The sequence below is a fragment of the Caballeronia sp. AZ1_KS37 genome (genome assembly GCF_023631165.1).
GTDB classification, from domain to species: Bacteria; Pseudomonadota; Gammaproteobacteria; order Burkholderiales; family Burkholderiaceae; genus Caballeronia; species Caballeronia zhejiangensis.
Genome location: NZ_JALQDP010000030.1, coordinates 15,540 through 39,571, shown reverse-complemented (window position 1 = coordinate 39,571; position 24,032 = coordinate 15,540). Strand labels below are relative to the sequence as shown.

The window sequence follows — 24,032 nt, the reverse complement described above, 5'->3', positions numbered from 1 at the left end:
CTCGTCAGATGATGGGAACGAGAATCTGCACGATGCCCACGACCGACACCAGCCACACCAGCGAGCGCACGAACGGCACGCCGGCAGCGTAGAGCGGCACGTAGACCAGACGCGCGACGAAATACGCAAGCGCGCCATAGTGCGTGAGCGTGTTCTCGCGCCCCGTGACGTGCACGATCAGCACCGCAATGGCGAAAATCGGCAGCGTCTCGAACAGATTCGACTGCGCCCGCATCAGCCGTCCGGAAAGCTTGCTGGGCGGCGGCGTGGCGGCATCGCGCGGGCCGGCCTGGTATCTGATGCCGACTTCGCGGTTGCGCACGACCGCAGGGAGCAACACTTGCACCAGCGCGAGCACGAGCGTCCAGGCAAGCATCGTCAGTTCGAAACTCATGGCGTCTCCACAGTAAGAAATAGCCACGGCGGACCGCGCCCATGATGCCACCGCGATCCGCCAGCGTGTAGTCTTGAACGTGATCCCCTACGAGTCCTTCATCCATGCATGCGATGACCCTTCGTCTGTCGCCCGGCGACGATCTGCGCGCCGCGCTCGATCATGCCTTCCGCGCGCACGCGCTCTCCGCCGCGTTCGTCCTTCAGGGCATCGGCAGCCTGAACGTCGCGCGTCTGCGCTACGCGGGCCGCGACGAAGCCGTTGAATTGCGCGGCGATCTCGAAATCGTCACGCTCGCCGGCACGCTGTCAGCGCAAGGCCCGCACCTGCACATGAGCATCGCCGATGCCGATGGCCGCGTCTCCGGCGGCCACGTCACGCCGGGCTGCATCGTGCGGACGACGGCGGAGATCATCGTCGCGCATCTGCCCGGCGAACGTTACACGCGTGAGCACGATGCCGCGACGGGCTTCGCCGAACTCGTCATCCGGGCGACGTGACAGCATCCGTCGGTTGCGCGACGCCGAGCGCGAGATCGTGGCGCGCGATCATCTCGAATGCTTCGGTCGTCTCCGAATAGTCCCAGCGTTCGGCCGTCGCGCGACGCCCGTCGCCATTGCCAACGCTTGCGTCGTGGCGGATCACGTTCACCGAATTGTCGATCGTGCCGCGCGTGCGCGACGACAGCGCCGTGCCCGCCTGCACCGCCCACATGCGGCGCGTGAGTCCCGCGAAGGTATCGTGCAGCGGCAACACGTAGGGCAGATGAATATGCCCGCCGAGAATCAGGTCCGCGCCCGCACGCGCCCAGCGCGGCACCGCGCGCTCGCGTCCGTGCAGCAGATTCTTTTCGTCCTGAGTGCGCGTGACGGCCACCGGCTGATGCGTGACCACGACGCGCAACTGCGCCGCGCTCGCCGCCTCCAGCCGCGCGGCGACGCGCCTCACCTGCTGCATCGACACTTCGCCGTCCTTGTGACGATACGCCCGCGTCGTGTTCACGCCGAGCACGAGCAACCCCGCCGAATCGAACGCCGGTTCGAGATCGGCGCCGAACGCGCGCTGATGATTCGCGTACGGATAACACAGCCGCGCGAGCGGATCGAAAAGCGGAATGTCGTGATTGCCGGGGATGACGAGCGTCGGCGTCGCGCCGAGCGCATCGACGAACGCGCGCGCCGACGCGAACTGCCGCTTGCGCGCGCGCTGGGTGATATCGCCGGACAGCACGACGAGATCGGGAGCGAGCGCATCGGCGAGCCGCAGGAGCGCTGCGACCACCGGCGGCCGCTCGGTGCCGAAATGCGTATCGGAAATCTGCAACAGCAAGGTCATGAGCGATTGGCTTCGGCCACTGTCGGCTCAGGCTTGAGCAGGAAAAGCGGTTTGTCGGACACGCGAAATTCCAGCGGCATCTGCAGTTTTGCGACCTCGCCATCCGTCGCGATCTTGACGAGTCTGCGCTTCTTCGACGGATGCGTCACCGTGATGCGCTCGAACGTGAAGCTCACGACGTGATCGGAATCCGACAGACGCCCCGCCGCGCCGTGCAGCGACAGCCACAGATGCATGAGCCGTCCGACCGGCCGCGGCGCAATCGCGACGAGCAAGCCCTGTTCCAGCGCGCGCGCTTCGTCCGGCATGCCGATCTGCTCCATCTGCAGGCGGTTGTTGCCGACGAAGAGCGTCGACGAGCGAATTTCGGTCGTGCTGCCATCGTGATCGATATGCAGACGCAAATGGCGATGCGGCTTGAGCATCGTGGAAAGCGCCGACCAGAGCGCGACGAGCCGGCTGCGCCCGAATTGCCGCTTGTAGATTTCGCGATCTTCGAGCAAGCGCGGATAAAGCCCGAGGCTCGCGTTGACGAGAAACATGCGCGCGTTCACGAAGCCGACCTGCACCGGATAGGCGCGCGCGTCGAGCAGAAGTTTCGTCGATTGCTCGAGATCGGCGGGAATGCCGTGGTCGCGGCTGAAGTAGTTGAACGTGCCGCGCGGCAGCACCGCGAACGGGCAGCCGGCGTCGTGCGCCGCGTGCGCGACCGTGCAAAGCGTGCCGTCGCCGCCCGCGCCGACGAGCACGCCGCCCGCTTCGCACGCCGCCGCCGCGGTTTCGCGCGCGACGTCCGCGAGACCGCGCGGATCGTCGACGACGCGCAATTCGAAACGTCGCCCGGCCGCGCCGAGTTCGCTTTCGAGCAGGCTGCGGGTCGCGTCGGACTGACGGCGTCCCGAGCCCGCGTTCATCACGATGAAGAACGGCGCGTCGGCGGCGAGCGTTTTTGCGGTGTCGGCGGATGGAGATGCGGATGCGGCAGTCGGTGTCATCGGCGGCGCTCCCTCGATGCTCCGCGCGCGCGGATCGCGCACGACGAGCGTGGCTCCGCGCTCATAGGCGAAGCCTGCCGATTATAACGAAATGCTTACAGCCGGATCGCCGGCAATCAAGTGTGCTCGCCGCGAATGTAGTACTCGAGCTGCTGGATGGTGTACTGCTGCTCGGCCATGATGTTCTTCACCAGATCGCCGATGGAGATCATGCCGATGAGCTTGCCGTTGTCGATCACCGGCAAGTGACGCATGCGCTTGTCGGTCATGAGCGCCATGCAGTCGTCGGTGGTCTGGTCGGGGCGCACGTAGCGCACGTGCGACGTCATGATGTCGCGCACCGGCGTGTGCTTCGAGACGCGGTCCATCAGGACGACTTTGCGCGCATAGTCGCGCTCGGTCATGATGCCCACGATCTCGTCGCCTTCGGTGACGATCACCGCACCGATGTGCTTGTCGGCCATCAGCTTGATTGCATCGAAGACCGACGCCGTGGCTGGAACGGTAAAGACCGTCTGGTCGGGTTTCGAATTCAGAACCTGTGCGACTGTTGCCATCGAGCGCCTCCGTTATGAGCGGGGAACGTTGTTGCGCCTGGGCGACGGGTAATCTTGCGCCTGTATGCAGCGTAAAGCCTCGCGCGCGATGCCTTCATCGGCATTAACCCGACCATTCAAAAAAAGTATAGATCACCGGCGCCGCGCGAGACGTGCGCCGCGCGTTTCATCTCGCGCGTCGTCACGCATGCCTTCAGTTTCGCCGATTAATGCCGCTAATCAGGCATCTGGTGGAAAGTGAAGCCACCGGCAAACACACGAAGGCATCGCTTAGAGGGAGAACGAGGTGAGCAGTTCACAACAGGATATCGAGCAGCGCGTGCGGCTCGCGGGCAGCAACATGTTCGAATTGCTTCTGTTCAGGCTCGGCGAGTCGCCGGGCTCGGAGCAACGGGAGCTGTACGGCATCAACGTGTTCAAGGTGCGCGAGATTCTCGCGATGCCGACGATCACCGCCGTCGCCGGTTCGCGCGAGGAGATTCTCGGCGTCGCGGATATCCGCGGCCAGATCATTCCCGTGATCGATCTCGCGCGCATCACCGGCTGCCGGCCGAAAAACGGTCCGAAAATTCTGCTCGTCACCGAATTCGCGCGCACGACGCAAGGCTTCGCGGTCGAGGAAGTCGACGATATCGTGCGGCTCGAGTGGAATCAGGTGCTGTCGGCGGAATCGCACTCGGGCGGCAAGACCGTGACGAGTTTCGCGCGGCTCGATGGCAACGTCGACGGCTCGCGGCTCGCGCAGGTGCTCGACGTCGAGCGCATCGTGCGTGATGTGCTGCCGTCGCAGGAAACGGATATCACCGAGGCCAACACCGGTCGGCTGCAGCTCAAGCCGGGCGCGCGCGTGCTTGCGGCGGACGATTCGGGCGTCGCCCGGGCGCTCATCGAGCAAAGTCTCACGGCGATGGGCGTGCCCTTCGTGATGACCAAAACCGGCCAGGAAGCGTGGGACGTACTGGAAGCGGCGCTCAGAAAGGCGGAGAAGGACGGCACCGAGGTCGCGGATCACATCGCGCTCGTGCTCACCGATCTGGAAATGCCCGAAATGGACGGTTTCACCCTCACGCGCCGCATCAAGGCGGAGACGGGGCTGATGCACATTCCGGTGGTGATTCACTCGTCGCTGTCGGGATCGGCGAACGAGCAGCACGTACGCAAGGTCGGTGCGAACGCGTATGTGTCGAAGTTCGAGGCGTCGGAGCTCGCGAACGTGATGCGCGGCGCGCTCGCGGCCTGAAACGCGTTCGGCGCGCGCAACGCAGACCTTTTGAGCCTGCGCGGCGCGCGCCGAATCAGTCTTTCAGCCTGTCGGCCCGGCGGATGAGCCGGGCTGGCCGAACCGGTTATTGACCGAAGAAGACGGACTGAGCCTTGTTGGCCGATTGCGTGCGGGTGCCCGACTGAGCCAGCGCGTCGCGCGAGCCGCCGAAAGCGGTCGTGCTCGTGCCGTTCGCGTTTTCTTCGGCGGCGATCGCTTGTGCGCTCGGACCTTGTTGCGACGTCGGCGCGCCGACAGCCGGACGGTAGAACGGAGCCGGACCGTAGCCGCTTGCAAAAGCGGGAGCGGCGAGCGTGGCGGTAGCGGCGATCAGAAGGGTAGCGAGAAGATTGCGTTTCATAGTGTGAGCTCCAAAGACGGTTGACGTTCAATCAGAAAGCGCCGCAGCGGTCTTGCGAGAAACTGTCTGCTACGTCGATGGAATGCAGTGTATACCCCTACTATCGCTTTTTTATCTCCATAAATTTCAATTCAGTTTTCGATATGGACCAACAATAGTTGGCCGCACGATCGTTCAAAATCGTCCTAAACGTCCGCCTGGCGGGCGATTGCGCGTGGCGACAAGCGGCGCGCTCGGCTGCTTCGTTTAGCGGGGAACGAACAATTATTTAGCGCACGGGCGTGCGAATTTCCCGCTAGCGCGAACGACATCCCGCGTTATCTCAGTGAACGAGCCGTCCGATCAGGCGGAGCAGTTCCGTGGGCGGGTTGCCCTTCTGGCAATAACCGTCGAATCCGGAATGCATGCCCTCCGCCCGCACGATGTCCTCACCGAGCGCCGTGAACGCGATGATCACCGCGTCGCGCGTGCGGGCGATACGGCGAAGCACGCGCGCGGTTGCGAAACCGTCGTGTTCCGGCATCGTGATATCGAGAATGACGATGTGCGGCACCCAGTTGTCGATCGTATGGAGCGCATCGACGCCGGACAACGCAAAACGCGTGTCGAAGCCCTCCGCTTCGAGCGCGGCGCAAAGCGCTTCGGCGCTATGGGCGTTGTCGTCGACGATAAGGATGCGCCACGAATCGCGGTCGACATCGACGCTGCGATTCGTCCAAAGCGCGCAATGAGGAGAATGCAAGTACAGGGGCATGGGCGTTCGACGGAAACATACGACTGCCCAACAGCATGTTTCGCGCCCGCCCGCCGCCAAGCTCAGGCGTCGCCGCTCTTCCGGCTTTTGCGACGCTTTCCCGACGCGCTTTCGCTCTCGCGCAGCCGCGCATTCGCCTCGACGAGCGATGCCGCGTCGCGCTGGCGCAACGCGACATCCAGTTCTCCGAGCGCCCCGAACAGCGCGGACTGCTCCGTCTCGTCGAGCGGCGCGCCGCCGGGTTCGGATACGCGCCGCGCTTCCTTGTCGAGCCGCTTGAGGAGCTTCGCGCCGAAGCGCGTATCGATCGCGCCTTCGCGCGCCAGTCCCGCAATCACCGACGCCAGGCGAACCAGCCCGTTCGCGGTGGTTTGCGTCGCCCCGTCCATGTCGTCATGGTCTTCCACTGCCTTCTCCCCAGTTTCGCGCGCGGCGCCTCGCGTGCGCCCGTCTTGCGTGGCGCGATGATACGCCGACAAAATGACAGTCATATTTGCACGGCGCACCGCGTTCGTGGCCGTCGTTTCGCTCGCTTTCACGCGATACGATCGCGATCCGGGGCGCGACCGATGGCACACTAGCGCGTGGCGACGCGCATGCCAGAAGCGTCGGGGCCGCGTCATCCGCCGACACGCCGACATACTCAGAATGTAACCGAACGCCCGCATGAATCCCGCTACCCTGCAAAGACCGCCTTACGGCTCCGACTTTTCCGGCCTCGTCTGCGGTTTCCGATTTCATGCCGATCTGCCCGGCGTGCCGATCGATGCCGAAGCCGCAAGCGAATGGCTCGCCCGCGACGACACGCCCAAGGAATTCGTCTGGCTGCACTTCGATCTCGCGAACAGTTCGTGCGAACGGTGGATGCGCGGCCGCCTCGGCCTGCCCGACGCGTTCTTCGACACGCTCAACGAAGGCTCGCATTCGACGCGCATCGAGCATCAGGAAGGCGCGCTCCTCGCCGTCATCAACGATGTGATGTTCAACTTCGAGCTGACGCCCTCGGAGATCGCGACGCTGTGGGTCTACACGCATCAGAAGCTGATCGTGACGGCGCGGCTCAAGCCCTTGCGATCGGTCGATTCGCTGCGCGAGTCGGTTAGACGCGGCGAAATCTTCCGTTCGCCCGCCGAGTTGCTCGCGCATCTGCTGCGCGATCAGGCGGATCTGCTCGTGCATATCGTGCGGCGCACGAGCGTCGAGGTCGACGGCATCGAAGACCGTTTCCTGTCGATGCGCGGCGCCGCGACCCGCACCGATCTCGGCGGACTGCGGCGCGTGCTCGTCCGGCTGCAGCGCCTGCTCGCGCCCGAACCCGGCTCCGTGTTCCGGCTGCTCGCGCGGCCGCCGCGCTGGCTGCATTCGCAGGACATTCAGGACCTTCGCGACGCGACCGAAGAGTTCTCGCTCGTGCTCAACGATCTCGCCGGGCTCGTCGAGCGCATCAAGCTCCTGCAGGAAGAAGTCGCGACGCGCATGGACGAGCAAAGCAACCGCACGCTCTTCACGCTGACGCTCGTGACCGTGCTCGCGCTGCCGATCAATATCGTCGCGGGTTTCTTCGGCATGAACGTCGGCGGCATTCCGCTCGCGGAAAATCACCACGGCTTCTGGCTGCTCGTGGCGATCGTCGCGACCTTCACCGCGCTCGCCGGATGGTGGGCGTTCCGGCGACGACGCGATATGTAGCCGGCCCCGAAGTCAGAAGCCCAGGTCGCTCAGGCCCGGATGATCGTCGGGCCGGCGACCGAGCGGCCAATGATATTTGCGGTCCGCTTCCTTGATCGGCAGATCGTTGATCGAGGCGTGACGGTGCGTCATCAATCCCGCTTCGTTGAATTCCCAGTTTTCATTGCCGTAGCTGCGATACCAGTTGTTCGCGTCGTCGTGCCATTCGTACGCGAAACGCACCGCGATGCGATTGCCCGTGTACGCCCACAATTCCTTGATAAGCCGATAGTCGAGTTCGCGCGCCCATTTGCGACGCAGAAACGCGACGACTTCCTCACGCCCGTTCGCGAATTCGGCGCGATTGCGCCAGCGCGTGTCCACGCTATACGCGAGCGATACGCGCTCCGGATCGCGCGTGTTCCAGCCGTCTTCGGCGAGACGGACTTTCAGCTTGGCGGATGCTTCATCGAACGGCGGAAACGGCGGCTTGGATTCCATGGCGAGTCCTCTTTGCTCTAAGCGATGAGATGAGTAGACAGGTCTGTCTACCCGACGCACTCTAGCGCAGGTAGACGAACCTGTCTACAATCGATTGCATGAATACTTCCGCAATCTCCAGCGATTTCTCCGAGCTCGCGCCGGACGCGCGCATCCTGTACACCGCGCACGATCTCTTCTATCGCGATGGCATTCGCGCAACGGGCATCGATCGTGTGATCGCCGAATCGGGCGTCGCGAAAAAGACGTTCTATCGCTATTTCCCGAGCAAGGACGATCTGATCGTCGCGTTCCTCACGTTTCGTCACGATAACTGGATGGCATGGTTCCGCGACGCGCTCGCTCGCCACGGCGGAACGCTCAACGCGCTCGTGCCCGCGCTCGCCGAATGGTTCGGCAGCGAGAATTATCGTGGCTGCGCGTTCATCAATTCGGTCGTCGAAGTCGGCGCGACGCTGCCGCAGGCCATCGATATTTCACGTCGCCACAAGCGTGACATGACCGCGGCGATCCGCGCGCTGATGCCGGCTTCGCGCACCGCCAAAGCCGATGCACAAGCGCTCGCGCTCGCCGTGGACGGCGCGATCGTCGCCGCGCAATTCAGCGATTCGCCCGCCGATGCATTGAAGGCGCTCGCACGCGTCGTCCGCGCGGTCCGGCGCGGCGCAGCCGAGTAGCGCGATGAACGGCTTCATGCCTGCGCGACCTGCATGGGCGCCATTGCGTGCTCGATCACATCGGCGAGCTTCGCGAAATTCGGCGCGATGTCATGATTCGGCACGCACGCGTAGCCAAGCATCAAACCGCGCAACGCCTCGTCGCGGTTCATGAAGTAATTGACCAGTGGGCGCGTGACGACGCCGGCCGCCAGCGCATCGGCGGCGACCGCGCGATCGTCGACGAACTGCGGCAGTTCGAGCACGAAATGCAGTCCGGCTTCGTCGCCGCGCACGGCGAGCGTATCGCCGAAACGCGCGCGGATCGCGTTGATCAGCAATTCGCGACGCTCGCCGTACAGTCCGCGCATGCGCCGCACATGCGACGTCAGGTGCCCGTCGAGAATGAACTCGGTCAGCACCGCCTGCTGCATCAGTTGCCCTTCGCGATACAGTTCCGCCACGCCGATGCGAAACGTTTCGACAAGTTCCTCCGGCACGACCATGTAACCCATGCGCAAGCCGGGATAAAGCATCTTGCCGAGACTGCCGACATAGATCACCTGCCCCGCGTCGTCGAGTCCCTGCAACGACGAAAGCGGCCGGCTGCCGTAGCGGAACTCGCTGTCGTAATCGTCCTCGATGATCCACACCTTGTGCTGGCGCGCGAACTCGAGCAGCGCGCGACGCCGCGCGAGACTCATCACCATGCCGAGCGGATATTGATGCGACGGCGTCACGAGCGCGATGCGCGGCGGCTCGGTCATGTCGCGCGCGGCCGGATTGAGCCCTTCCGCGTCGACGGGAATCGGCACGAGCGTCAGCCCCGACGATTGCAGCACGCTGCGCGCGCCCCAGTAGCACGGCTCCTCGACCCACGCGCGATCGCCGAAATCGGTGAGCAGGCGCACGGCGAGATCGATCGACTGATGAATGCCCGTCGTGATGATGATCTGGTCCGGCTGACACTTCACGGAGCGCGCGACGCGCAAATAATCCGACAACGCGCGCCGCAGCGGACGATAGCCGCCGCCCGGCGCATACGTCAGCAGATCGGGGTTCGCGCGCTTCCATAGACGCGCCTGCAAGCGGCTCCATGTGCGTGCCGGAAACTCGGCGACGTCCGGCACGCCGGGCATGAACGCGCCCCACTGTTTCGGCGACACGCCCGCCTGCGCGATCAGGCGCTCGCCGCGCCGCGAGATCGTGCACGACGCCTTCGTTTCCTCGGCTTTCGCTTTCTTCGCGACGCCATCGCGCGGCGCGGTGTCGGCGACATACGTGCCGCTGCCGGTCGTCGAATTCACATAGCCTTCGGCCGTGAGCTGATCGTAGACATGCAGGACGGTATTGCGCGCGATGCCGAGATCGATCGCGAGCGTGCGCGAACTCGGCAACTTCGTGCCCGGCGCGAGCTGGCTCGTGAGAATGGCCTGCTGCATCAGTTCGAGCACTTGCCGGTACATCGGCTCGGCGGCCGTGCGATCGAGCCGCGCGCTCAGCCAGTCGGCCAGGATGATCGTATCCACGGTATCTCCCATCGCATGAAAACCACTATTCCGGTCACCCTCAAGTGGTTCTATTTTGAATATTGAAATGGCTCCACATTGTAGAACCGTGGCGGGCTATAGTTATCGCAGGTAGTGGAAATAATTTCCGCACGTCGGCAGCCGTCCGGCAGTAGGCAACAGGGTTTTTCCGAAGGAGACACGGACAGATGAAATCCGATCAGGTGATCGTCAGTTTTCGCGGCGTTCGAAAGACGTACGACGGCGAAACGCTCGTCGTCAAATCGCTCGATCTCGACATCTATCAGGGCGAATTTCTCACGCTGCTCGGGCCATCCGGCTCGGGCAAGACGACGTGTCTCATGATGCTCGCCGGCTTCGAGTTCCCGACCGGCGGCGAGATCTGGCTCGACGGCAAGTTGCTCAACAAAGTGCCGCCGCACAAGCGCGACATCGGCATGGTGTTTCAGAACTACGCGCTCTTTCCGCATCTTTCGGTGCAGCAGAACGTCGAATATCCGCTGACCGTTCGGAAGATGTCCGCCGAAGAGCGCGCGCATCGCGTGAACAACGCGCTCAAGATGGTTCGCATGGAGAGCTTCGCGAAGCGTTATCCGGCGCAGCTTTCCGGCGGGCAGCAGCAGCGTATCGCGCTCGCCCGCGCGCTCGTGTTCGAACCCAAGCTCGTGCTGATGGACGAACCCCTCGGCGCGCTCGACAAGCAGTTGCGCGAGCACATGCAGATCGAACTCAAGGCGCTGCACGAGAAGCTCGGCGTCACGTTCGTCTACGTCACGCACGATCAGGGCGAAGCGCTCACCATGTCCGACCGCGTCGCCGTATTCGACAAGGGCATCGTGCAGCAGCTCGACACCGTCGATCATCTGTATGAAGCGCCGTGCAACGAGTTCGTCGCGAACTTCATCGGCGACAGTAACCGGCTGCGCGGGACCATCGAACAGATTCAGGGCGAGTTCTGCGAGATCCGTTTAGCCGACGGCACGCGCGTGTCCGGGCTCAATGTCGCGAACGCGAAGCCCGGCGCGGAAGCGATTGCGTGCATCCGGCCCGAACGCATGAAGCTCACGGATCTCACGCAAGGCAACGGCCATGCGAACGGCAACATCAACGCGCTGTCCGGCGAAGCGAAAAGCCTCATCTATTTCGGCGACCACGTTCGCATGCGCTGCGGCGTGCGCGAACAGGACGAATGCTTCGTCAAGGTGCCGCTCGGCACGCCCGCGCTCGACGGCTTCACGCCCGGCGCGCCCGTCGCGCTCGAATTCGCGCCCGAGCATCTGCGCGTGTTCGCCTGAACTTCCCAACCGTAGGTCCACTGACAAAACCAAGTCGAAGAAGAGAGGAAACCATCATGAAGAAGTTCGCTTTGTGTTCCATGGCGGCGGCGCTCGCATGCGCGTCGGCAGTGTCGGGCGCGGCGGAAATCACCGTCGTCAACTTCGGCGGCGCGAACGGCGACGCGCAGAAAGTCGCGTTCAACCAGCCCTTCGAGCAGTCGTCGAAGAACAAGGTCACGGCCGTCGAATACAACGGCGAGCAGGCCAAGGTCAAGGCGATGGTCGAAGCGAAGCACGTCAACTGGGACGTCGTCGAAGTGGAATCCGGCGATCTCGGCCGCGGCTGCGACGAAGGTCTCTATGAAAAGCTCGACTGGTCGAAGATCGCGAAGAAATCCGATCTCGTGCCCGAATCGCCGCAAACCTGCGGCGTCGGCTTCTTCGTGTGGTCCACCGCGCTCGCCTACAACGGCGACAAGCTGAAGACCGCTCCGGCCGGCTGGGCGGACTTCTGGGACACGAAGAAATTCCCCGGCAAGCGTGGCATGCGCAAGGGCGCGCGCTACAACCTCGAATTCGCGCTGATGGCCGACGGCGTCGCGCCGAAGGACGTCTACAAGGTGCTCGGCACCAAGGCGGGCGCGGATCGCGCATTCAAGAAGCTCGACGAACTCAAGCCGTCGATTCAGTGGTGGGAAGCGGGCGCGCAGCCGCCGCAATTCCTCGTCGCGGGCGATGTCGTGATGTCCACCGCGTACAACGGCCGTATCGACGCTGCGCGCAAGGAAGGCAAGAACCTGAAGGTCGTCTGGAACGGCAGCATCTACGACCTCGACTACTGGGCGATTCCGAAGGGCTCGCCGAACAAGGACGTGGCGCAGCAGTTCATCGCGTATTCGGTGTCGCAGAAGCCGCAGGAAACCTATGCGAAGAACATCGCGTACGGCCCGGTGAACAAGGCCGCGATCGCCGCGCTCGACGCGAAGACCAAGGCCGACATGCCGAACTCGCCTGAGAACGCGAAGAACGCCGTGCTGCAGGACATGGCGTTCTGGACCGATCACGGGGACGAGCTCGAGCAGCGCTTTACCGCGTGGGCGTCGAAGTAAGCACTGGCTGGCGCGACGGTCGCGCGTCGCCAGGAGGCGCGACCGTCAAGAAGGAGACACAAGCGTGAACACCATGACGATCCCCGCGGAAGAATCGCGCGAATCGAGCGCGCGTCTGAAGCGCGAACTGAAGATCGCCGATGCGAAAAAGCGCGCGATGGCGCTCGCGCTGATCGCGCCGCTCGCCATCTTCCTGTTTCTGATTTTCGTCGTGCCGATCGGCGCGCTGCTCACACGCGCCATCGAAAATCCCGAAGTGGCCAATGCGCTGCCGCACACCGGCGCCGCGCTCGCGAAATGGGACCGCAAGACGCCGCCATCGGATGAAGCGTATGCCGCGCTCGCGCAGGATTTGACCGCGATTTCCGAAGGCGAATCAATGGGCGCCCTCGCCCGCCGGCTGAACACCGAGATTCCGGGCTACCGCTCGCTCGTCGCGAAGACCGCGCGCGCGATGCCGCTCACCGGCGACGACGGCAAGCCGCTGCCCGCCGCGCAGATCAAGTCGAAGATCGTCGAACTCGACGAGCGCTGGAACGATCCCGCCTATTGGCAGGCGATCGCGAAGAACGCCGGCCGCTATTCGCCGTTCTATGTCCTCGCGTCGCTGGATCACAAGCAGGACGGCTTCGGCAATATCGTCCATGCGGACCCGGATCAATCGATTTATCTGAACGTATTCGGCCGCACGTTCGTGATCGGCGTCGGGGTGACGCTGTTTGCCTTGCTGCTCGGCTATCCACTCGCGTACTGGATTTCGACGCTGCCCGAACGCCGCGCCAACCTCGTGATGGTGCTCGTGCTGATCCCGTTCTGGACGTCGGTACTGGTGCGTGTCGCCGCGTGGATCGTGCTGCTGCAAAGCGAGGGCCTCGTGAACACGGCGCTGATCGGCGCGGGACTGATCGGCTCGCCGCTCGCGCTGCTGTTCAATCGTGTCGGCGTGTATATCTCGATGACGCATATCCTGCTGCCGTTCATGATCCTGCCGCTCTACAGCGTCATGAAATCCGTGCCGCCGACGTATCAGCGCGCGGCCGTGTCGCTCGGCAGTCATCCGTTCGCCGCGTTCTGGCGCGTGTACGTGCCGCAGACGTATCCGGGCATCGGCGCGGGCGTGCTGCTCGTGTTCATTCTCGCCATCGGCTATTACATCACGCCGGCGCTCCTCGGCGGGCCGAACGATCAGATGGTCAGCTATTACATCGCCTACTTCACCAACGTAACGATCAACTGGGGCATGGCGTGCGCGCTCGGCGCGCTGCTGCTCGCCGCGACGCTGCTGCTCTACGTGGTCTACGGCCGCTTCACGCGCGCGAACGTGAGCCTGGGGTAAAGAAGATGAAACTCGCCAAACCGATGTTCGCGCCCCACACGTCCGCGATAGAGCGCATCTGGTATTTCGCGCTGCGCATCCTGTGCGTGCTGACGCTCCTGTATCTGATCCTGCCTGTGCTCGCAATCGTGCCGCTGTCGTTCTCGTCGAGCACGTTCCTCGTCTATCCGATTCCCGGCTGGTCGATGCGCTGGTATCACAACCTCGTCATGTCGCAGGAATGGCGCATGGCGGCGAAGAACAGCTTCATCGTTGCACCTTCGGCAACGCTCGTCGCGACGATCCTCGGCACGCTCGCCGCGGTCGGACTGACGAAGGCGAATTTCATCGGCAAGAGCGTGCTGATGGCCGTGCTCATCTCGCCGATGATCGTGCCGGTGATCGTCGTCGGCGTCGGCATGTATCTGTTTTTTGCACCGCTCGGCATCGCGAACACGTATTTCGGGCTGATTCTGGCGCACGCGGCGCTCGGCGTGCCCTTCGTCGTGACGACCGTCGGCGCGACGTTGCAGAACTTCAACCACAATCTCGTGCGCGCGAGTCAGTCGCTCGGCGCGAGCCCGCTCAAGACGTTCTTCCGCGTGACGCTGCCGGTCATCGCGCCGGGCGTGATTTCGGGCGCGCTGTTCGCGTTCGCCACTTCGTTCGACGAAGTCGTGGTCACGCTCTTTCTCGCCGGCGCCGACCAGACGACGCTGCCACGGCAGATGTTCACCGGCATCCGCGAAAATATCAGCCCGACGATAGCGGCGCTCGCAACGATTCTCATCGTGTTCTCGACGAGCCTGCTGCTCGCGTTGGAGTGGCTGCGAGGCCGCGCGGCGGCGCGCGCCGTCGCGTAAATTGGCCGGTCCGCGACGCGCATCGCGGACTATGCGAAGGGCCCATCCCGCGAGGCTCCGATCGGGGCCTCGCTGTCGCTCTCGCATCCGCGCCAGGTGCGCTTGCCGTACAAATCGCGCAAAACCCTCGCGAACGAGGGAGATTCCGATCGATTTTTCGGTCTGCACCGGCCCGCGAGCGAGCTTACGAATCTCTTAAACGCCCGCCCACCAAGGCGCGACGAAGGGTCGCTTGTGTTGCCGCCCGATTATTCGCAGCAACGGGATAGTGTATTCACTGATGCGGTATTTATCGGAATATGCTTAATGACGTACGTTCTAGGTCGAGTCAAAGCCTGGAACAATGCCATGACAGCTTTTACGAAAAGAGCGGACCCGTGGTCACAGACGGTTCACCTGCTCGAGGCGATGCCCACGGATATCGCCCGCACCGCGCCTTCCCAGAAATCCGCCCGCGCGGAGAGCGCGTTTCTCGAACGCCTGACGCGCGACTGGAATCGCACGCATCCGCATCATTCGGATGATCGGCTGCCGTTTCCGCAAGCCATCGTGCGCGTGATCGAGCGCCCGAGCAGCGCGACGGCGCTCGTGTACTGGTCCGATCCCGGTACGTGCCACTACGGCTATCAGGGCTGGCGCGCAACCACGGCGACGGCCGAAGGCGTGTGCTCGCTATCGGGAATGCCGATTCATCGCGGGGATCAGGTTTATCGGCCGTCGCAGCGCGATCCGAAGCCGCAAAACGCATCCGCGATGATTCTGGCCGCCGCGATGCCCAAAGACGCCGAGCAAATGGAAGTCGATTTGCACGGCTGACGGCGTTCAATATCCGATGGTGATGCGCTGTTTGATGTGCGATTCGCGTTCGAACTCGTTCAGAAACGCGATCGCGTAATCATCGAACGAAATCCAGCTACGGCCGCTGCCGTCGACGAGCAATTCGTCGACGCCGAGCCGGAATTTCTGCGTCCGCGGACCCGGTACGAATTCCGCCGACGGCGAGATGAACGTCCAGTCGACGTCGCGTTCGCGCCGCAACGCGTCGAGAAATGCCGCGCCCGCCGTAGCTTCCGGTTTGTACGCCGGGGGGAAATCGGGCAAATCGAGCACGCGCTGGCCGGGCGCCGCGTACAGGCTGCCCGCGCCGCCCACGACCAGCAGGCGCCGCACGCCCGCCCGCTTCACCGGCTCCACGATGGCCGGCTCGGAGACCGTGGCGAAGCGCGTCGCGCTGAACACGGCGTCGTGTCCGGCGAGCGCGGCGGCGAGCGCGTCGGCATCGAGGGCATCGACGTTCAGCGGAGTGAGGCCATCGCGCTGCGCGAGCCCGGACGTATCGCGCGCGATCGCCGTGACCGTGTGTCCGCGGCGCAACGATTCTTCCACCAGACGGCTGCCGACATTGCCCGTCGCCCCGATGATCGCGATTCTGCTCATTGCCACTTTCTCCTTTGCATGTGCGGCAGGCGCGCCGGCGTGATCCGACCGCGCGGTTGATGATAGAGCGAAATAACCGGCGCCACAGCCGACGCTTTCGATGGAGTTTGTTTCCGGAGAATACCGATTCGTAGAATCGAATAGCGTGCGGCGATGATTAAAAACTTACCTGATAAACTTGGACTCATGCAATTTCCGGGCCGAATTCACGAGGCGGGCGCAATATCGGCATGCGATCGTCATAATGAAACGGCGCTTTCGGAGGCGCGCCGCACCATTAAACTAGAGGCCCCGCACTCTTTCGAGATGCGCGACAGCGGCGATTACCGGCGCGCCGCCCGCAGCAGTTTCGGAGCGAGTTTCCAAATCGAAGTCGCCAAAATGTCATGACATTGGTTTATATTGCAGTTCCTCGCCGCTCCATTACCGGAAGGAGTTAACCGTGAAGAATCCGCAATTGCAGGGTGCCATCGAAGGACGCGACAATCCGGCAGGCGAAACCGCCTACGAACCGATTCCGGTTCACGCTGTCCCCAAGGAGTCCGCCGACGAACCCGGCTACTCCGATTCGCTGGACATCCCGCTCAATTACGGCATTGTGATGGACGCAGTCAGGGACGCCGTACGCGCGAATCCCTGAACGTTCGAAACGTCATACGAAACGCCCCATTCGGGGCGTGTTTTTTTGGCCTTGCGAAACCCTTTGAAGCGGCGTTTCGATTGCCTGTCGGCCGTTGCCTGCGGGAGATAAATGCCCCGCAACGCGTCCGATTGCGTTTAGGCCGTTTAATCAGACAAAACAATGGCTTAGTTCACGCCGTGGCTGCGCCGTTTCGCGAAAAGTCAATCGGTGTGATTCAGGGCCAACGCTCTGATTTTGCTCATTAACGAGATGGTACACTTCCGCCGCCGTTGCGGGCGAGCCCGAATCCGACTTCGGAATAGCGCGCGTCTGTCGATATTTCGTCCATCCGCGCGAGGGCCGAACGCCCGAATTGGGTCGTCTGCTGCGTCCTGATCGCCCGATCCGACAAAAAATCCTCTGCTAGTGTTTCTACTGGCGAAAAAAACTGCATTGAAGTAAGTTCAGACGTGTCATAGCGCCTGGACAAACGTCCGGATCCATCGTCGCGGTTCGGCAGTCCCCCGCGAGAACGCAAACAAGTCTGCAGGACCGATCAACCACGCGCGGCGGCTCACGCCCTGCCGAACAAAACATGGCCGCTATTTTCGATTATCTGTTGGACAGTCAGATTTCCAGACAATGGCGCGGCCTTTTGGCAGCGCTCGCGGAGGAGTTCGAAGCGCAGATCGGGCGCAACGAACTGCGTCAACTGATGCACAACGTCGGCAGCCGCTTCGCCGAAGCCCGGCCGCTGCCGCCCTGCGATTCCACGTCGGCGCTCGCCGACGCGCTCAACGCGCTGTGGCACGACACCGACTGGGGCTTCGTCGAGCTCTCCGACGAGCGCGACTATCTGAGCATCGTGCATTTCTGCGCGCCGCTGCCCGCCTTCGGCGAAAGCGCGCTCGAATGGACGCCCGCGTTCCTCGAAGGCGCCTATCAGCGATGGCTCGCCGGGCTCGGCGCACAAGGACTCGCGATCCGTCAGGCGAGCGACTTCGGCGACGACGCGGCCATCGAATTCAGGCTCGCGCGCGTCGCGGCCTGAAGCATCTTCAGCACATTGCGACCGCCGCCTCGACGCGGCGGCATCGACCGCCCCGAACGGGCGGCTAAAAACAGGCAGCACCGGCCAGGCATCAAGAACAGGCACGACGAGGAAGCGGCATCATGAATACTTCGCGCGATATCGAGAAGCTCTTCGATCATTTCGGCGGCAATGCAGGCGACTATCAGGAAATCGGCCGGGAGAAGGAGGCCACGACGGCCCGCACCCGCTGGCCGCTGCTTGCCACGCTCGACTTCGCGCAGCCGGCGATTCCGGAGATCGCGCCGCGCCACGACGTGCAGCCGAACGCCGCGCGGGCGCGCCCGGACGAAGCCGCCGCCCCGCCCGCCGCTCACCATGCCGACAAGCCGACGCCGATCCATCGCGGCAGGCAGCCTCTCTTCACGCGGCCGCATCGCCGCACGATTCCGGCCGTCAATCCGCCGGCGGCGGAGTCGTTGAGCGCGCTGCGCTTTTCGGTGCTCGGCGAATCGGCGCCGGCGCAAACGGAAACGATTCCAGATTCGGCGACCGTGTCCAAGACGAACGCAGCGCCGGTTCATACAATGGTCCCGCCGGTCGAATCGAACGCTACTGAACTCGCGCGCCCCGCCGCCTCGTTCGGAACGGACTTCGCGGCGCGCCGCACGCCTGCGCAAGTTGCGCCGGTGACAGCCGCTGCGCCCGCCGCGCCGCAATCGATCCTCGGCAAGCTCTTCAAGCCGCAAACGCAGAGCGCGCCGAGCGCGTCCGCGAACTCGCTCGACGCCATGTTCGAGCGCCTGCGCCACGCCCGTCCGCAGGGCGACGAATCCACGAACACGCACGCTCGCGCGAGCCGCCTCTCACGCTCATGAAAGTCATCACGGTAGTTTCCGCGAAAGGCGGTGTCGGGAAGACGACGCTCGCCGCCAATCTGGCGTCGGTGCTCGCCGCGCGCAATCGTCGCGTGATCGTGCTCGATCTCGATCCGCAGAACGCGCTGCGCCTGCACTTCGGCATTCCGCTCGACAGCATCGACGGCATCTCGCGCGCGACGCTCAGCCGCGATCCCTGGCAGACGGTGATGTTCGATGGCGTCGACGGCGTGACCGTGCTGCCTTACGGCGCGGTGACCGAAGACGACCGCCGCCGCTTCGAGGCGCTCGTCGATAGCGATCCGGCGTGGCTCGCGCATGCGCTCGGTTCGCTCGCGCTCGACCCCAACGACATCGTGATCGTCGATACGCCGCCGGGCTCGTCCGTCTACACGCGCACCGCGCTCACGGCGGCGAACTTCGCGCTGAACGTCGTGCTGGCCGATGCCGCGTCCTACGCCGCGATCCCCGGCATGGAGCGCATGATCGACGCCTACGCCGCGCCGCGCGCCGATTTCGCGGGTCAGGGCTACGTCGTGAATCAGGTCGATCAGTCGCGTCAATTGAGCAAGGACGTGCTGAAGGTGCTGCGCAACATGCTCGGCACGAAGCTGTTTCCGGGCGTCATCCATCAGGACGAAGGCGTCTCCGAATCGCTCGCGTGCGACACGACGCTCATCCACTACGATCCGCTGTCGCAAGCCGCCGCCGATTTGCGCGCGTGCGGCGAGTGGCTCCTCTCGGCCGTCGATGCGATGGCCGCTTCGCCGAGGAAGCTCGCATGAGTTCCGCCAAGATCCCGTCGCCCGAGACCGAAGTGAGCGTCGCGACCTCGCGCCTCGAACGTTTCGTCGATGCAGGCATCTGGAGCAGCCGGATCGTCGTGATCCTGCTCACGCTCTTCGCCGCGTTCGCGCTTTACTTCGTCGTCACGGTGCCGCTCGCGTTCGGCCAGCAACTCGCGTTCGCGACGATCTGCTTCGTCTGCGCGCTCGGCTTTCGCCGCCTGCAAGGCCAGTACGCGACGCTCGTGATGATCATGCTGTCGATCGTCGCGTCGGGCCGCTACATGTTCTGGCGGCTCACGGAAACGACTTACTGGGAACGTCCGCTCGACGCCGCCTGGGGCATGTTGCTCGTCGCCGCCGAAGTCTACGCGACCCTCGTGCTCATGCTCGGCTACTTCCAGACCGCGTGGCCGCTGAAGAGAAAGCCCTTGCCGCTGCCGGCCGACCGCAGCCAGTGGCCGACCGTCGACGTATTCATCCCGACGTACAACGAGCCGCTTTCCGTCGTGAAGCCGACGATCTACGCGGCGCTCGCGCTCGACTATCCGTCGGACAAGCTCGCGATCCACGTACTCGACGACGGCCGTCGCCCCGAATTCAAGACGTTCTGCGAGGAAGTGGGCGTCAACTGGACGATCCGCACGCATAACCGTCACGCGAAGGCGGGCAACATCAACGAGGCGCTCAAGATCACGAAGGGCGAATTCCTCGCGATCTTCGATTGCGATCACATCCCGACGCGCTCCTTCCTGCAAATCTGCCTCGGCTGGTTCCTGCGCGACAAGCTGCTGTCGATGCTGCAGACGCCGCACCATTTCTTCTCGCCCGATCCGTTCGAACGCAATCTCGGCACGTTCCGCAAGGTGCCGAACGAAGGCGAACTGTTCTACGGTCTCGTGCAGGACGGCAACGATCTCTGGAACGCGACCTTCTTTTGCGGCTCCTGCGCCGTGCTGCGCCGTTCGATGGTCGAGGAGATCGGCGGCATCGCGGTCGAGACCGTGACCGAAGACGCGCATACGGCGCTCAAGCTGCATCGGCTCGGCTATACGACCGCGTACCTCGCGATTCCGCAGGCCGCGGGTCTTGCCACGGAAAGTCTTTCAGGGCATATCGGGCAGCGCATCCGCTGGGCGCGCGGCATGACGCAGATCTTCCGCATCGACAATCCGCTTACCGGCAAGGGCCTCAAGATCGGCCAGCGGCTGTGTTATCTCAACGGCATGCTGCACTTCTTCTACGGCGTGCCGCGTCTCGTGTTTCTTACCGCGCCGCTGTCGTATCTGTTCTTCGGCGCGCATGTGATCGAAGCGGCGGCGAGCACCATCGCGATCTTCGCGCTGCCGCACATGATGCACGCGAGCATCACCAATTCGCGCATGCAGCGCAGCTTCCGCCATTCGTTCTGGGCCGAAGTGTACGAATCGGTGCTCGCGTCGTACATCACCGCGCCGACGCTGCTCGCCGTCATCAACCCGAAGCTCGGCAAGTTCAACGTGACGGCCAAGGGCGGGCAGATCGCGAAGGATTACTTCGACTGGTCCATCTCGCGGCCGTATCTGTTCCTGCTGCTCCTCAATCTGCTCGGCTTCGTCGCGGGCATCGTGCATATCGCCATCAACTGGCATGTGCGCAGCGAAGTGAACACGACCATCCTCAACCTCTGCTGGACGGTCTACAACATGCTGATTCTCGGCGCATCGGTGGCGGCGGCGAGCGAGCGCAAGCAGGTCCGCGCGACGCATCGCGTCACGATGAAAATGCCCGTCATGCTCAAGTTCTCGACCGGCCGCACGCTCGCCTGCGAGACCATCGATTATTCGGAAGGCGGCGTCGGCGTCGCGTTGCCGAGCAAGATCGAAGTGCCGATGCACGAGCGCGTCACCGTCTCGCTCTTTCGCGGCGACGAGGAATACGCGTTTCCGGCGACGGTCGGCTATACGGAACCCGGACGCGTCGGCCTGCGCTTCTCGCAACTCACGCGCGAGCAGGAATACGACTTCGTGAAGACCACTTTCGCGCGCGCGGACGCCTGGACCGGATGGTCGGAGGGACGCCGTCCGGACACGCCGTTGCGCGGCCTGTCGCATGTGCTGCTCGTCGGCACGCGCGGCATCGCGGGACTGTTCGAGCACTTGTACAGCGACCTTCGAACCTGGATGAACAAGCGCCCGGTCGATGTGAAGAAGCTGAAAACCAAAGACCAATAAAAATGGGCATCGGTATGTCGAAGTTGCGCGTTGAAAAAGAAACGGGCGAGCGCGCGCCGCGTTTTTGCGAACGACCCTTTGCACGCGCGCTGGCCGTCTTCGTGGCCTTGCAGACGGCGTTCGCCGCGCCCTTCGCGTCCATCGCGGCGGCGGCCGAAAGCGCTGCGGCAACCGGCGGCGCGCAGCAGGCGACCGGCGTCGGCGCCGTGCCCGCGCCGAGTCCCGCCGTCGTCTACAACCCGGCGTCGATTCAGCAAGCGCCGCTCGCGATGCCCGTGCCCGCGTTTTCCGGCAAGCCCGAGAAGCCGCTCACGTCGCGCATTCCGACGACCGCCGATCCCGGCACGCTGGTTCCGGGCGGCCGCCGTCAGACGCTGACCTTCGCCGATTACGGCGCGCTCGATCCGCTGCAACTGCGCGGCACCGATGGCCAGAACGGCATCGCGTTTTCGGTGCGCGGCGACGAAGTCGTGACCGGCGCGATCCTGCATCTGATCTATAGCTATTCGCCGTCGCTGTTGCCGTCGATTTCGCAGTTGAAGGTGCTCATCAACGGCGAAGTGGCCGCGACGCTGCCGGTGCCGAAAGAACAGGCCGGCACGCTGGTCGCGCGCGACGTGGCGATCGATCCGCGCTTCATCACCGAGTTCAATCACCTCAACGTGCAGTTGATCGGCCACTACACGCAGCAGTGCGAGGATCCGTCGAACTCGACGCTCTGGGCGACCGTCAGCAACGCGAGTTCGCTCGATCTCACGTATGCGTCGATCGCGAACAAGCCCGATCTCGCCGCGCTGCCGACTCCGTTCTTCGACCGGCGCGACGTGCGCCGCCTCGAACTGCCTTTCGTGTTCGCGGGCAAGCCGAGCCTGCCGACGCTCGAAGCCGCCGGCATGGTCGCGTCGTACTTCGGCTCGCTCGCGGGCTATCGCGGCGCGATCTTTCCGGCGCAGACGGACAACGTGCCGCTGTCGGGCAATGCCGTGGTGTTCGCCATCGGCGATGCGAAGATCGCGGGCGTCGACATTCCGGCTGTCTCCGGTCCGACGATCGCGCTCGTCGAACGCGACGCGAACGCGCGCGGGCGTCTCTTGCTCGTGCTCGGCCGCGACGACAACGAGCTGAAGACCGCCGCGAAGGCGCTGGGCGTCGGACAGAACACGCTGTCCGGCACGAGCGCGACGATCACGCAGTTCAACGACCTTCAGCCGCGCCGCCCGTACGATGCCCCCAACTGGCTGCCGACCGACCGCCCGGTGCGCTTCGGCGAGCTCGCGGAAGCGCGCGACCTGACCGCCTACGGCTACGACGCCGATGCCGTGCGCGTGAATCTGCGCGTGCCGCCCGATCTCTTCATGTGGCAGACGAAGGGCGTGCCCGTCGATCTCGGCTATCGCTATACGGTGCGGCCCGCGCCGGATCGCTCGTCGCTCAATATCAGCGTCAACAATGGCTTCGTGCAGTCGCTGCGCATTCCGGCCGTATCGACATCGACGTTCGATCTCGGTCACTACTTCAGCCGCGTGATGCCGGACAAGACGGTCGCCGCGCGCCGCGAGATTTATCTGCCGCCGCTGCTCATCACGCCGCGCGCGCAACTGCGTCTGCATTTCTATTACGACATCCCCAAGACGGGCGAATGCCAGGGCCGCGTGCTCGATAACGTCGTCGGCGCGGTCGATCCGAATTCGACCATCGATCTCTCCGGTTTCCCGCACTACATGGCGCTGCCGGATCTGGCCGCGTTCGCCAACGGCGGCTTCCCGTTCACGCGCATGGCCGATCTTTCGCAGACGGCGGTCGTGCTGCCGAACGAGCCGAACTCGGCCGACTACAGCCTGTATCTGCTCGAAATGGGCCGCATGGGCGCATCGACGGGTTATCCGGTGACGGGCGTGACGGTCACGAGCGCGAACGACGTCGACCGCTTCGCCGACAAGGATCTGCTGATCCTCGGTTCGCCCGGACGCCAGCCGCTGCTGCAACGCTGGGCGAAGCAGATGCCCTTTTCCGGCGACGGCGACGCGCGCACGTTCCAGCTTTCCGATGTCGCGTTCAAGCTCGTCGACTGGTGGCATGGCGAGCAAGGCCCGGAACGCTCGCCCGCGCGCGCGGATTTGTCGCTCGTCAGCTCGAACGGCGATGCGCTTCTGACCGGCTTCGAATCGCCGCTCAAGAACGGGCGCAGCGCGGTGGCGCTCATCAGCGCGGCGGGCCAGTCCGACGCCGATCTTTCCGCGGCGCTGCTCGACAACGACCTGCTGCCGTCGATTCAAGGCGCGATGGCCGTGATCCACGGCCGCACGGTGACGGTCACGTCGAACGGCGAGGCGTACTACGTCGGCCATCTTTCGCCGATGCACTACATGCGCTGGGCGCTGTCGTCGCATCCGATTCTGCTGGTGCTCGCCGGCGTGCTCGCCGCGCTCATCATCGCGGCCCTGTTCTACCGTACGCTGCGCTCGATCGCCGCGCGGCGCCTGAGGGACTGA

26 protein-coding genes are annotated in these 24,032 nt (G+C 64.1%); 16 read left to right on the top strand and 10 right to left on the bottom strand.

Annotated features, from left to right (window positions below; translation table 11 throughout):
• Positions 1 to 4: 4 nt before the first annotated feature.
• Complete coding sequence (locus tag NCS00_RS16420) at positions 5 to 394, bottom strand: MAPEG family protein (protein ID WP_008353613.1); 390 nt, start codon at positions 392 to 394, stop codon at positions 5 to 7.
• Between the two features lie 104 nt (positions 395 to 498).
• Here NCS00_RS16420 and NCS00_RS16415 point away from each other — a divergent pair, with 104 nt between their 5' ends.
• A complete protein-coding gene (locus tag NCS00_RS16415) occupies positions 499 to 894 on the top strand; it encodes a PPC domain-containing DNA-binding protein (protein WP_008353614.1) in 396 nt (131 codons plus the stop codon).
• Here NCS00_RS16415 and NCS00_RS16410 read toward each other — a convergent pair.
• From NCS00_RS16410 to NCS00_RS16400, 3 genes are all read right to left on the bottom strand, one after another.
• Positions 878 to 1,729 (bottom strand): metallophosphoesterase family protein, encoded by an 852-nt coding sequence (locus NCS00_RS16410; protein WP_250440525.1) that lies wholly within the window; start codon positions 1,727 to 1,729, stop codon positions 878 to 880. The genes NCS00_RS16415 and NCS00_RS16410 overlap by 17 nt on opposite strands.
• Positions 1,726 to 2,724, bottom strand: a complete 999-nt coding sequence (locus NCS00_RS16405; protein WP_250440524.1) for a diacylglycerol/lipid kinase family protein — start codon at positions 2,722 to 2,724, stop codon at positions 1,726 to 1,728. Before NCS00_RS16405 ends, NCS00_RS16410 begins: the two co-directional genes overlap by 4 nt.
• A 116-nt stretch (positions 2,725 to 2,840) precedes the next feature.
• Positions 2,841 to 3,281, bottom strand: coding sequence for a CBS domain-containing protein (locus tag NCS00_RS16400; RefSeq protein ID WP_175979204.1), 441 nt, complete (start codon positions 3,279 to 3,281; stop codon positions 2,841 to 2,843).
• Between the two features lie 286 nt (positions 3,282 to 3,567).
• On the opposite strand from NCS00_RS16400, the gene NCS00_RS16395 reads away from it, so the two are divergent.
• Positions 3,568 to 4,521, top strand: coding sequence for a chemotaxis protein (locus NCS00_RS16395; protein ID WP_250440523.1), 954 nt, complete (start codon positions 3,568 to 3,570; stop codon positions 4,519 to 4,521).
• A 106-nt stretch (positions 4,522 to 4,627) separates the two neighbouring features.
• Here NCS00_RS16395 and NCS00_RS16390 read toward each other — a convergent pair whose 3' ends face one another.
• The 3 genes from NCS00_RS16390 to NCS00_RS16380 all read right to left on the bottom strand — a co-directional run bounded on the left by NCS00_RS16390 (position 4,628) and on the right by NCS00_RS16380 (position 6,064).
• The gene (locus tag NCS00_RS16390) at positions 4,628 to 4,903 is read right to left on the bottom strand and encodes a hypothetical protein (RefSeq protein ID WP_008353619.1); all 276 of its coding nucleotides are present in this window, start codon (positions 4,901 to 4,903) and stop codon (positions 4,628 to 4,630) included.
• Between the two features lie 322 nt (positions 4,904 to 5,225).
• Entirely contained in the window at positions 5,226 to 5,657 is a 432-nt protein-coding gene (locus NCS00_RS16385) for a response regulator (protein ID WP_008353620.1), read from the bottom strand.
• Between the two features lie 62 nt (positions 5,658 to 5,719).
• On the bottom strand, positions 5,720 to 6,064 hold the full coding sequence (locus tag NCS00_RS16380) for a hypothetical protein (protein WP_033537148.1): 345 nt from the start codon (positions 6,062 to 6,064) through the stop codon (positions 5,720 to 5,722).
• A gap of 259 nt (positions 6,065 to 6,323) precedes the next feature.
• On the opposite strand from NCS00_RS16380, the gene NCS00_RS16375 reads away from it, so the two are divergent.
• Positions 6,324 to 7,346 (top strand): transporter, encoded by a 1,023-nt coding sequence (locus NCS00_RS16375; RefSeq protein WP_008353624.1) that lies wholly within the window; start codon positions 6,324 to 6,326, stop codon positions 7,344 to 7,346.
• 12 nt (positions 7,347 to 7,358) lie between these two features.
• Here NCS00_RS16375 and NCS00_RS16370 read toward each other — a convergent pair whose 3' ends face one another.
• Entirely contained in the window at positions 7,359 to 7,826 is a 468-nt protein-coding gene (locus NCS00_RS16370) for a nuclear transport factor 2 family protein (RefSeq protein WP_008353625.1), read from the bottom strand.
• A 98-nt stretch (positions 7,827 to 7,924) separates the two neighbouring features.
• Between NCS00_RS16370 and NCS00_RS16365 the strand changes: the two genes are divergently transcribed.
• Complete coding sequence (locus tag NCS00_RS16365; RefSeq protein WP_250440522.1) at positions 7,925 to 8,503, top strand: TetR/AcrR family transcriptional regulator; 579 nt, start codon at positions 7,925 to 7,927, stop codon at positions 8,501 to 8,503.
• Between the two features lie 14 nt (positions 8,504 to 8,517).
• On the opposite strand, the gene pdxR is transcribed toward NCS00_RS16365, so the two are convergent.
• Entirely contained in the window at positions 8,518 to 10,011 is a 1,494-nt protein-coding gene (pdxR, locus tag NCS00_RS16360) for a MocR-like pyridoxine biosynthesis transcription factor PdxR (protein ID WP_250440521.1), read from the bottom strand.
• A gap of 188 nt (positions 10,012 to 10,199) precedes the next feature.
• Between pdxR and NCS00_RS16355 the strand changes: the two genes are divergently transcribed.
• The 5 genes from NCS00_RS16355 (at position 10,200) to NCS00_RS16335 (ending at position 15,391) form a co-directional block, all read left to right on the top strand.
• Positions 10,200 to 11,306, top strand: coding sequence for an ABC transporter ATP-binding protein (locus NCS00_RS16355; protein ID WP_008353628.1), 1,107 nt, complete (start codon positions 10,200 to 10,202; stop codon positions 11,304 to 11,306).
• A 56-nt stretch (positions 11,307 to 11,362) separates the two neighbouring features.
• The gene (locus tag NCS00_RS16350; protein WP_409017527.1) at positions 11,363 to 12,397 is read left to right on the top strand and encodes an ABC transporter substrate-binding protein; all 1,035 of its coding nucleotides are present in this window, start codon (positions 11,363 to 11,365) and stop codon (positions 12,395 to 12,397) included.
• Between the two features lie 64 nt (positions 12,398 to 12,461).
• A complete protein-coding gene (locus NCS00_RS16345) occupies positions 12,462 to 13,733 on the top strand; it encodes an ABC transporter permease (protein WP_051079071.1) in 1,272 nt (423 codons plus the stop codon).
• 5 nt (positions 13,734 to 13,738) lie between these two features.
• A complete protein-coding gene (locus tag NCS00_RS16340; RefSeq protein ID WP_008353631.1) occupies positions 13,739 to 14,575 on the top strand; it encodes an ABC transporter permease in 837 nt (278 codons plus the stop codon).
• A 348-nt stretch (positions 14,576 to 14,923) separates the two neighbouring features.
• Positions 14,924 to 15,391 carry a DUF3331 domain-containing protein gene (locus NCS00_RS16335; protein WP_144403834.1) on the top strand — a complete coding sequence of 156 codons (468 nt, stop codon included), beginning with the start codon at positions 14,924 to 14,926 and terminating at the stop codon, positions 15,389 to 15,391.
• A gap of 6 nt (positions 15,392 to 15,397) precedes the next feature.
• Here the strand turns inward: NCS00_RS16335 and NCS00_RS16330 are convergent, their stop codons facing one another.
• Complete coding sequence (locus tag NCS00_RS16330; protein ID WP_008353633.1) at positions 15,398 to 16,012, bottom strand: NAD(P)-dependent oxidoreductase; 615 nt, start codon at positions 16,010 to 16,012, stop codon at positions 15,398 to 15,400.
• 153 nt (positions 16,013 to 16,165) lie between these two features.
• Between NCS00_RS16330 and NCS00_RS16325 the strand changes: the two genes are divergently transcribed.
• The 7 genes from NCS00_RS16325 to bcsB all read left to right on the top strand — a co-directional run bounded on the left by NCS00_RS16325 (position 16,166) and on the right by bcsB (position 24,032).
• A complete protein-coding gene (locus NCS00_RS16325; RefSeq protein ID WP_250440520.1) occupies positions 16,166 to 16,402 on the top strand; it encodes a hypothetical protein in 237 nt (78 codons plus the stop codon).
• 52 nt (positions 16,403 to 16,454) lie between these two features.
• Positions 16,455 to 16,652, top strand: coding sequence for a hypothetical protein (locus NCS00_RS16320; RefSeq protein WP_008353634.1), 198 nt, complete (start codon positions 16,455 to 16,457; stop codon positions 16,650 to 16,652).
• A 577-nt stretch (positions 16,653 to 17,229) separates the two neighbouring features.
• Positions 17,230 to 17,685 carry a cellulose biosynthesis protein BcsD gene (bcsD, locus tag NCS00_RS16315; RefSeq protein ID WP_250440519.1) on the top strand — a complete coding sequence of 152 codons (456 nt, stop codon included), beginning with the start codon at positions 17,230 to 17,232 and terminating at the stop codon, positions 17,683 to 17,685.
• Positions 17,686 to 17,807: 122 nt separating this feature from the next.
• The gene (gene bcsP, locus NCS00_RS16310; RefSeq protein WP_239295024.1) at positions 17,808 to 18,542 is read left to right on the top strand and encodes a cellulose biosynthesis protein BcsP; all 735 of its coding nucleotides are present in this window, start codon (positions 17,808 to 17,810) and stop codon (positions 18,540 to 18,542) included.
• Positions 18,539 to 19,327: a cellulose biosynthesis protein BcsQ gene (bcsQ, locus tag NCS00_RS16305; protein ID WP_008353638.1), complete on the top strand. Its 789-nt coding sequence runs from the start codon at positions 18,539 to 18,541 to the stop codon at positions 19,325 to 19,327. The genes bcsP and bcsQ overlap by 4 nt, the downstream gene beginning before the upstream one ends.
• A complete protein-coding gene (gene bcsA / locus NCS00_RS16300; RefSeq protein WP_033537141.1) occupies positions 19,324 to 21,540 on the top strand; it encodes a UDP-forming cellulose synthase catalytic subunit in 2,217 nt (738 codons plus the stop codon). The genes bcsQ and bcsA overlap by 4 nt, the downstream gene beginning before the upstream one ends.
• A 2-nt stretch (positions 21,541 to 21,542) precedes the next feature.
• Complete coding sequence (bcsB, locus tag NCS00_RS16295) at positions 21,543 to 24,032, top strand: cellulose biosynthesis cyclic di-GMP-binding regulatory protein BcsB (RefSeq protein WP_250440518.1); 2,490 nt, start codon at positions 21,543 to 21,545, stop codon at positions 24,030 to 24,032.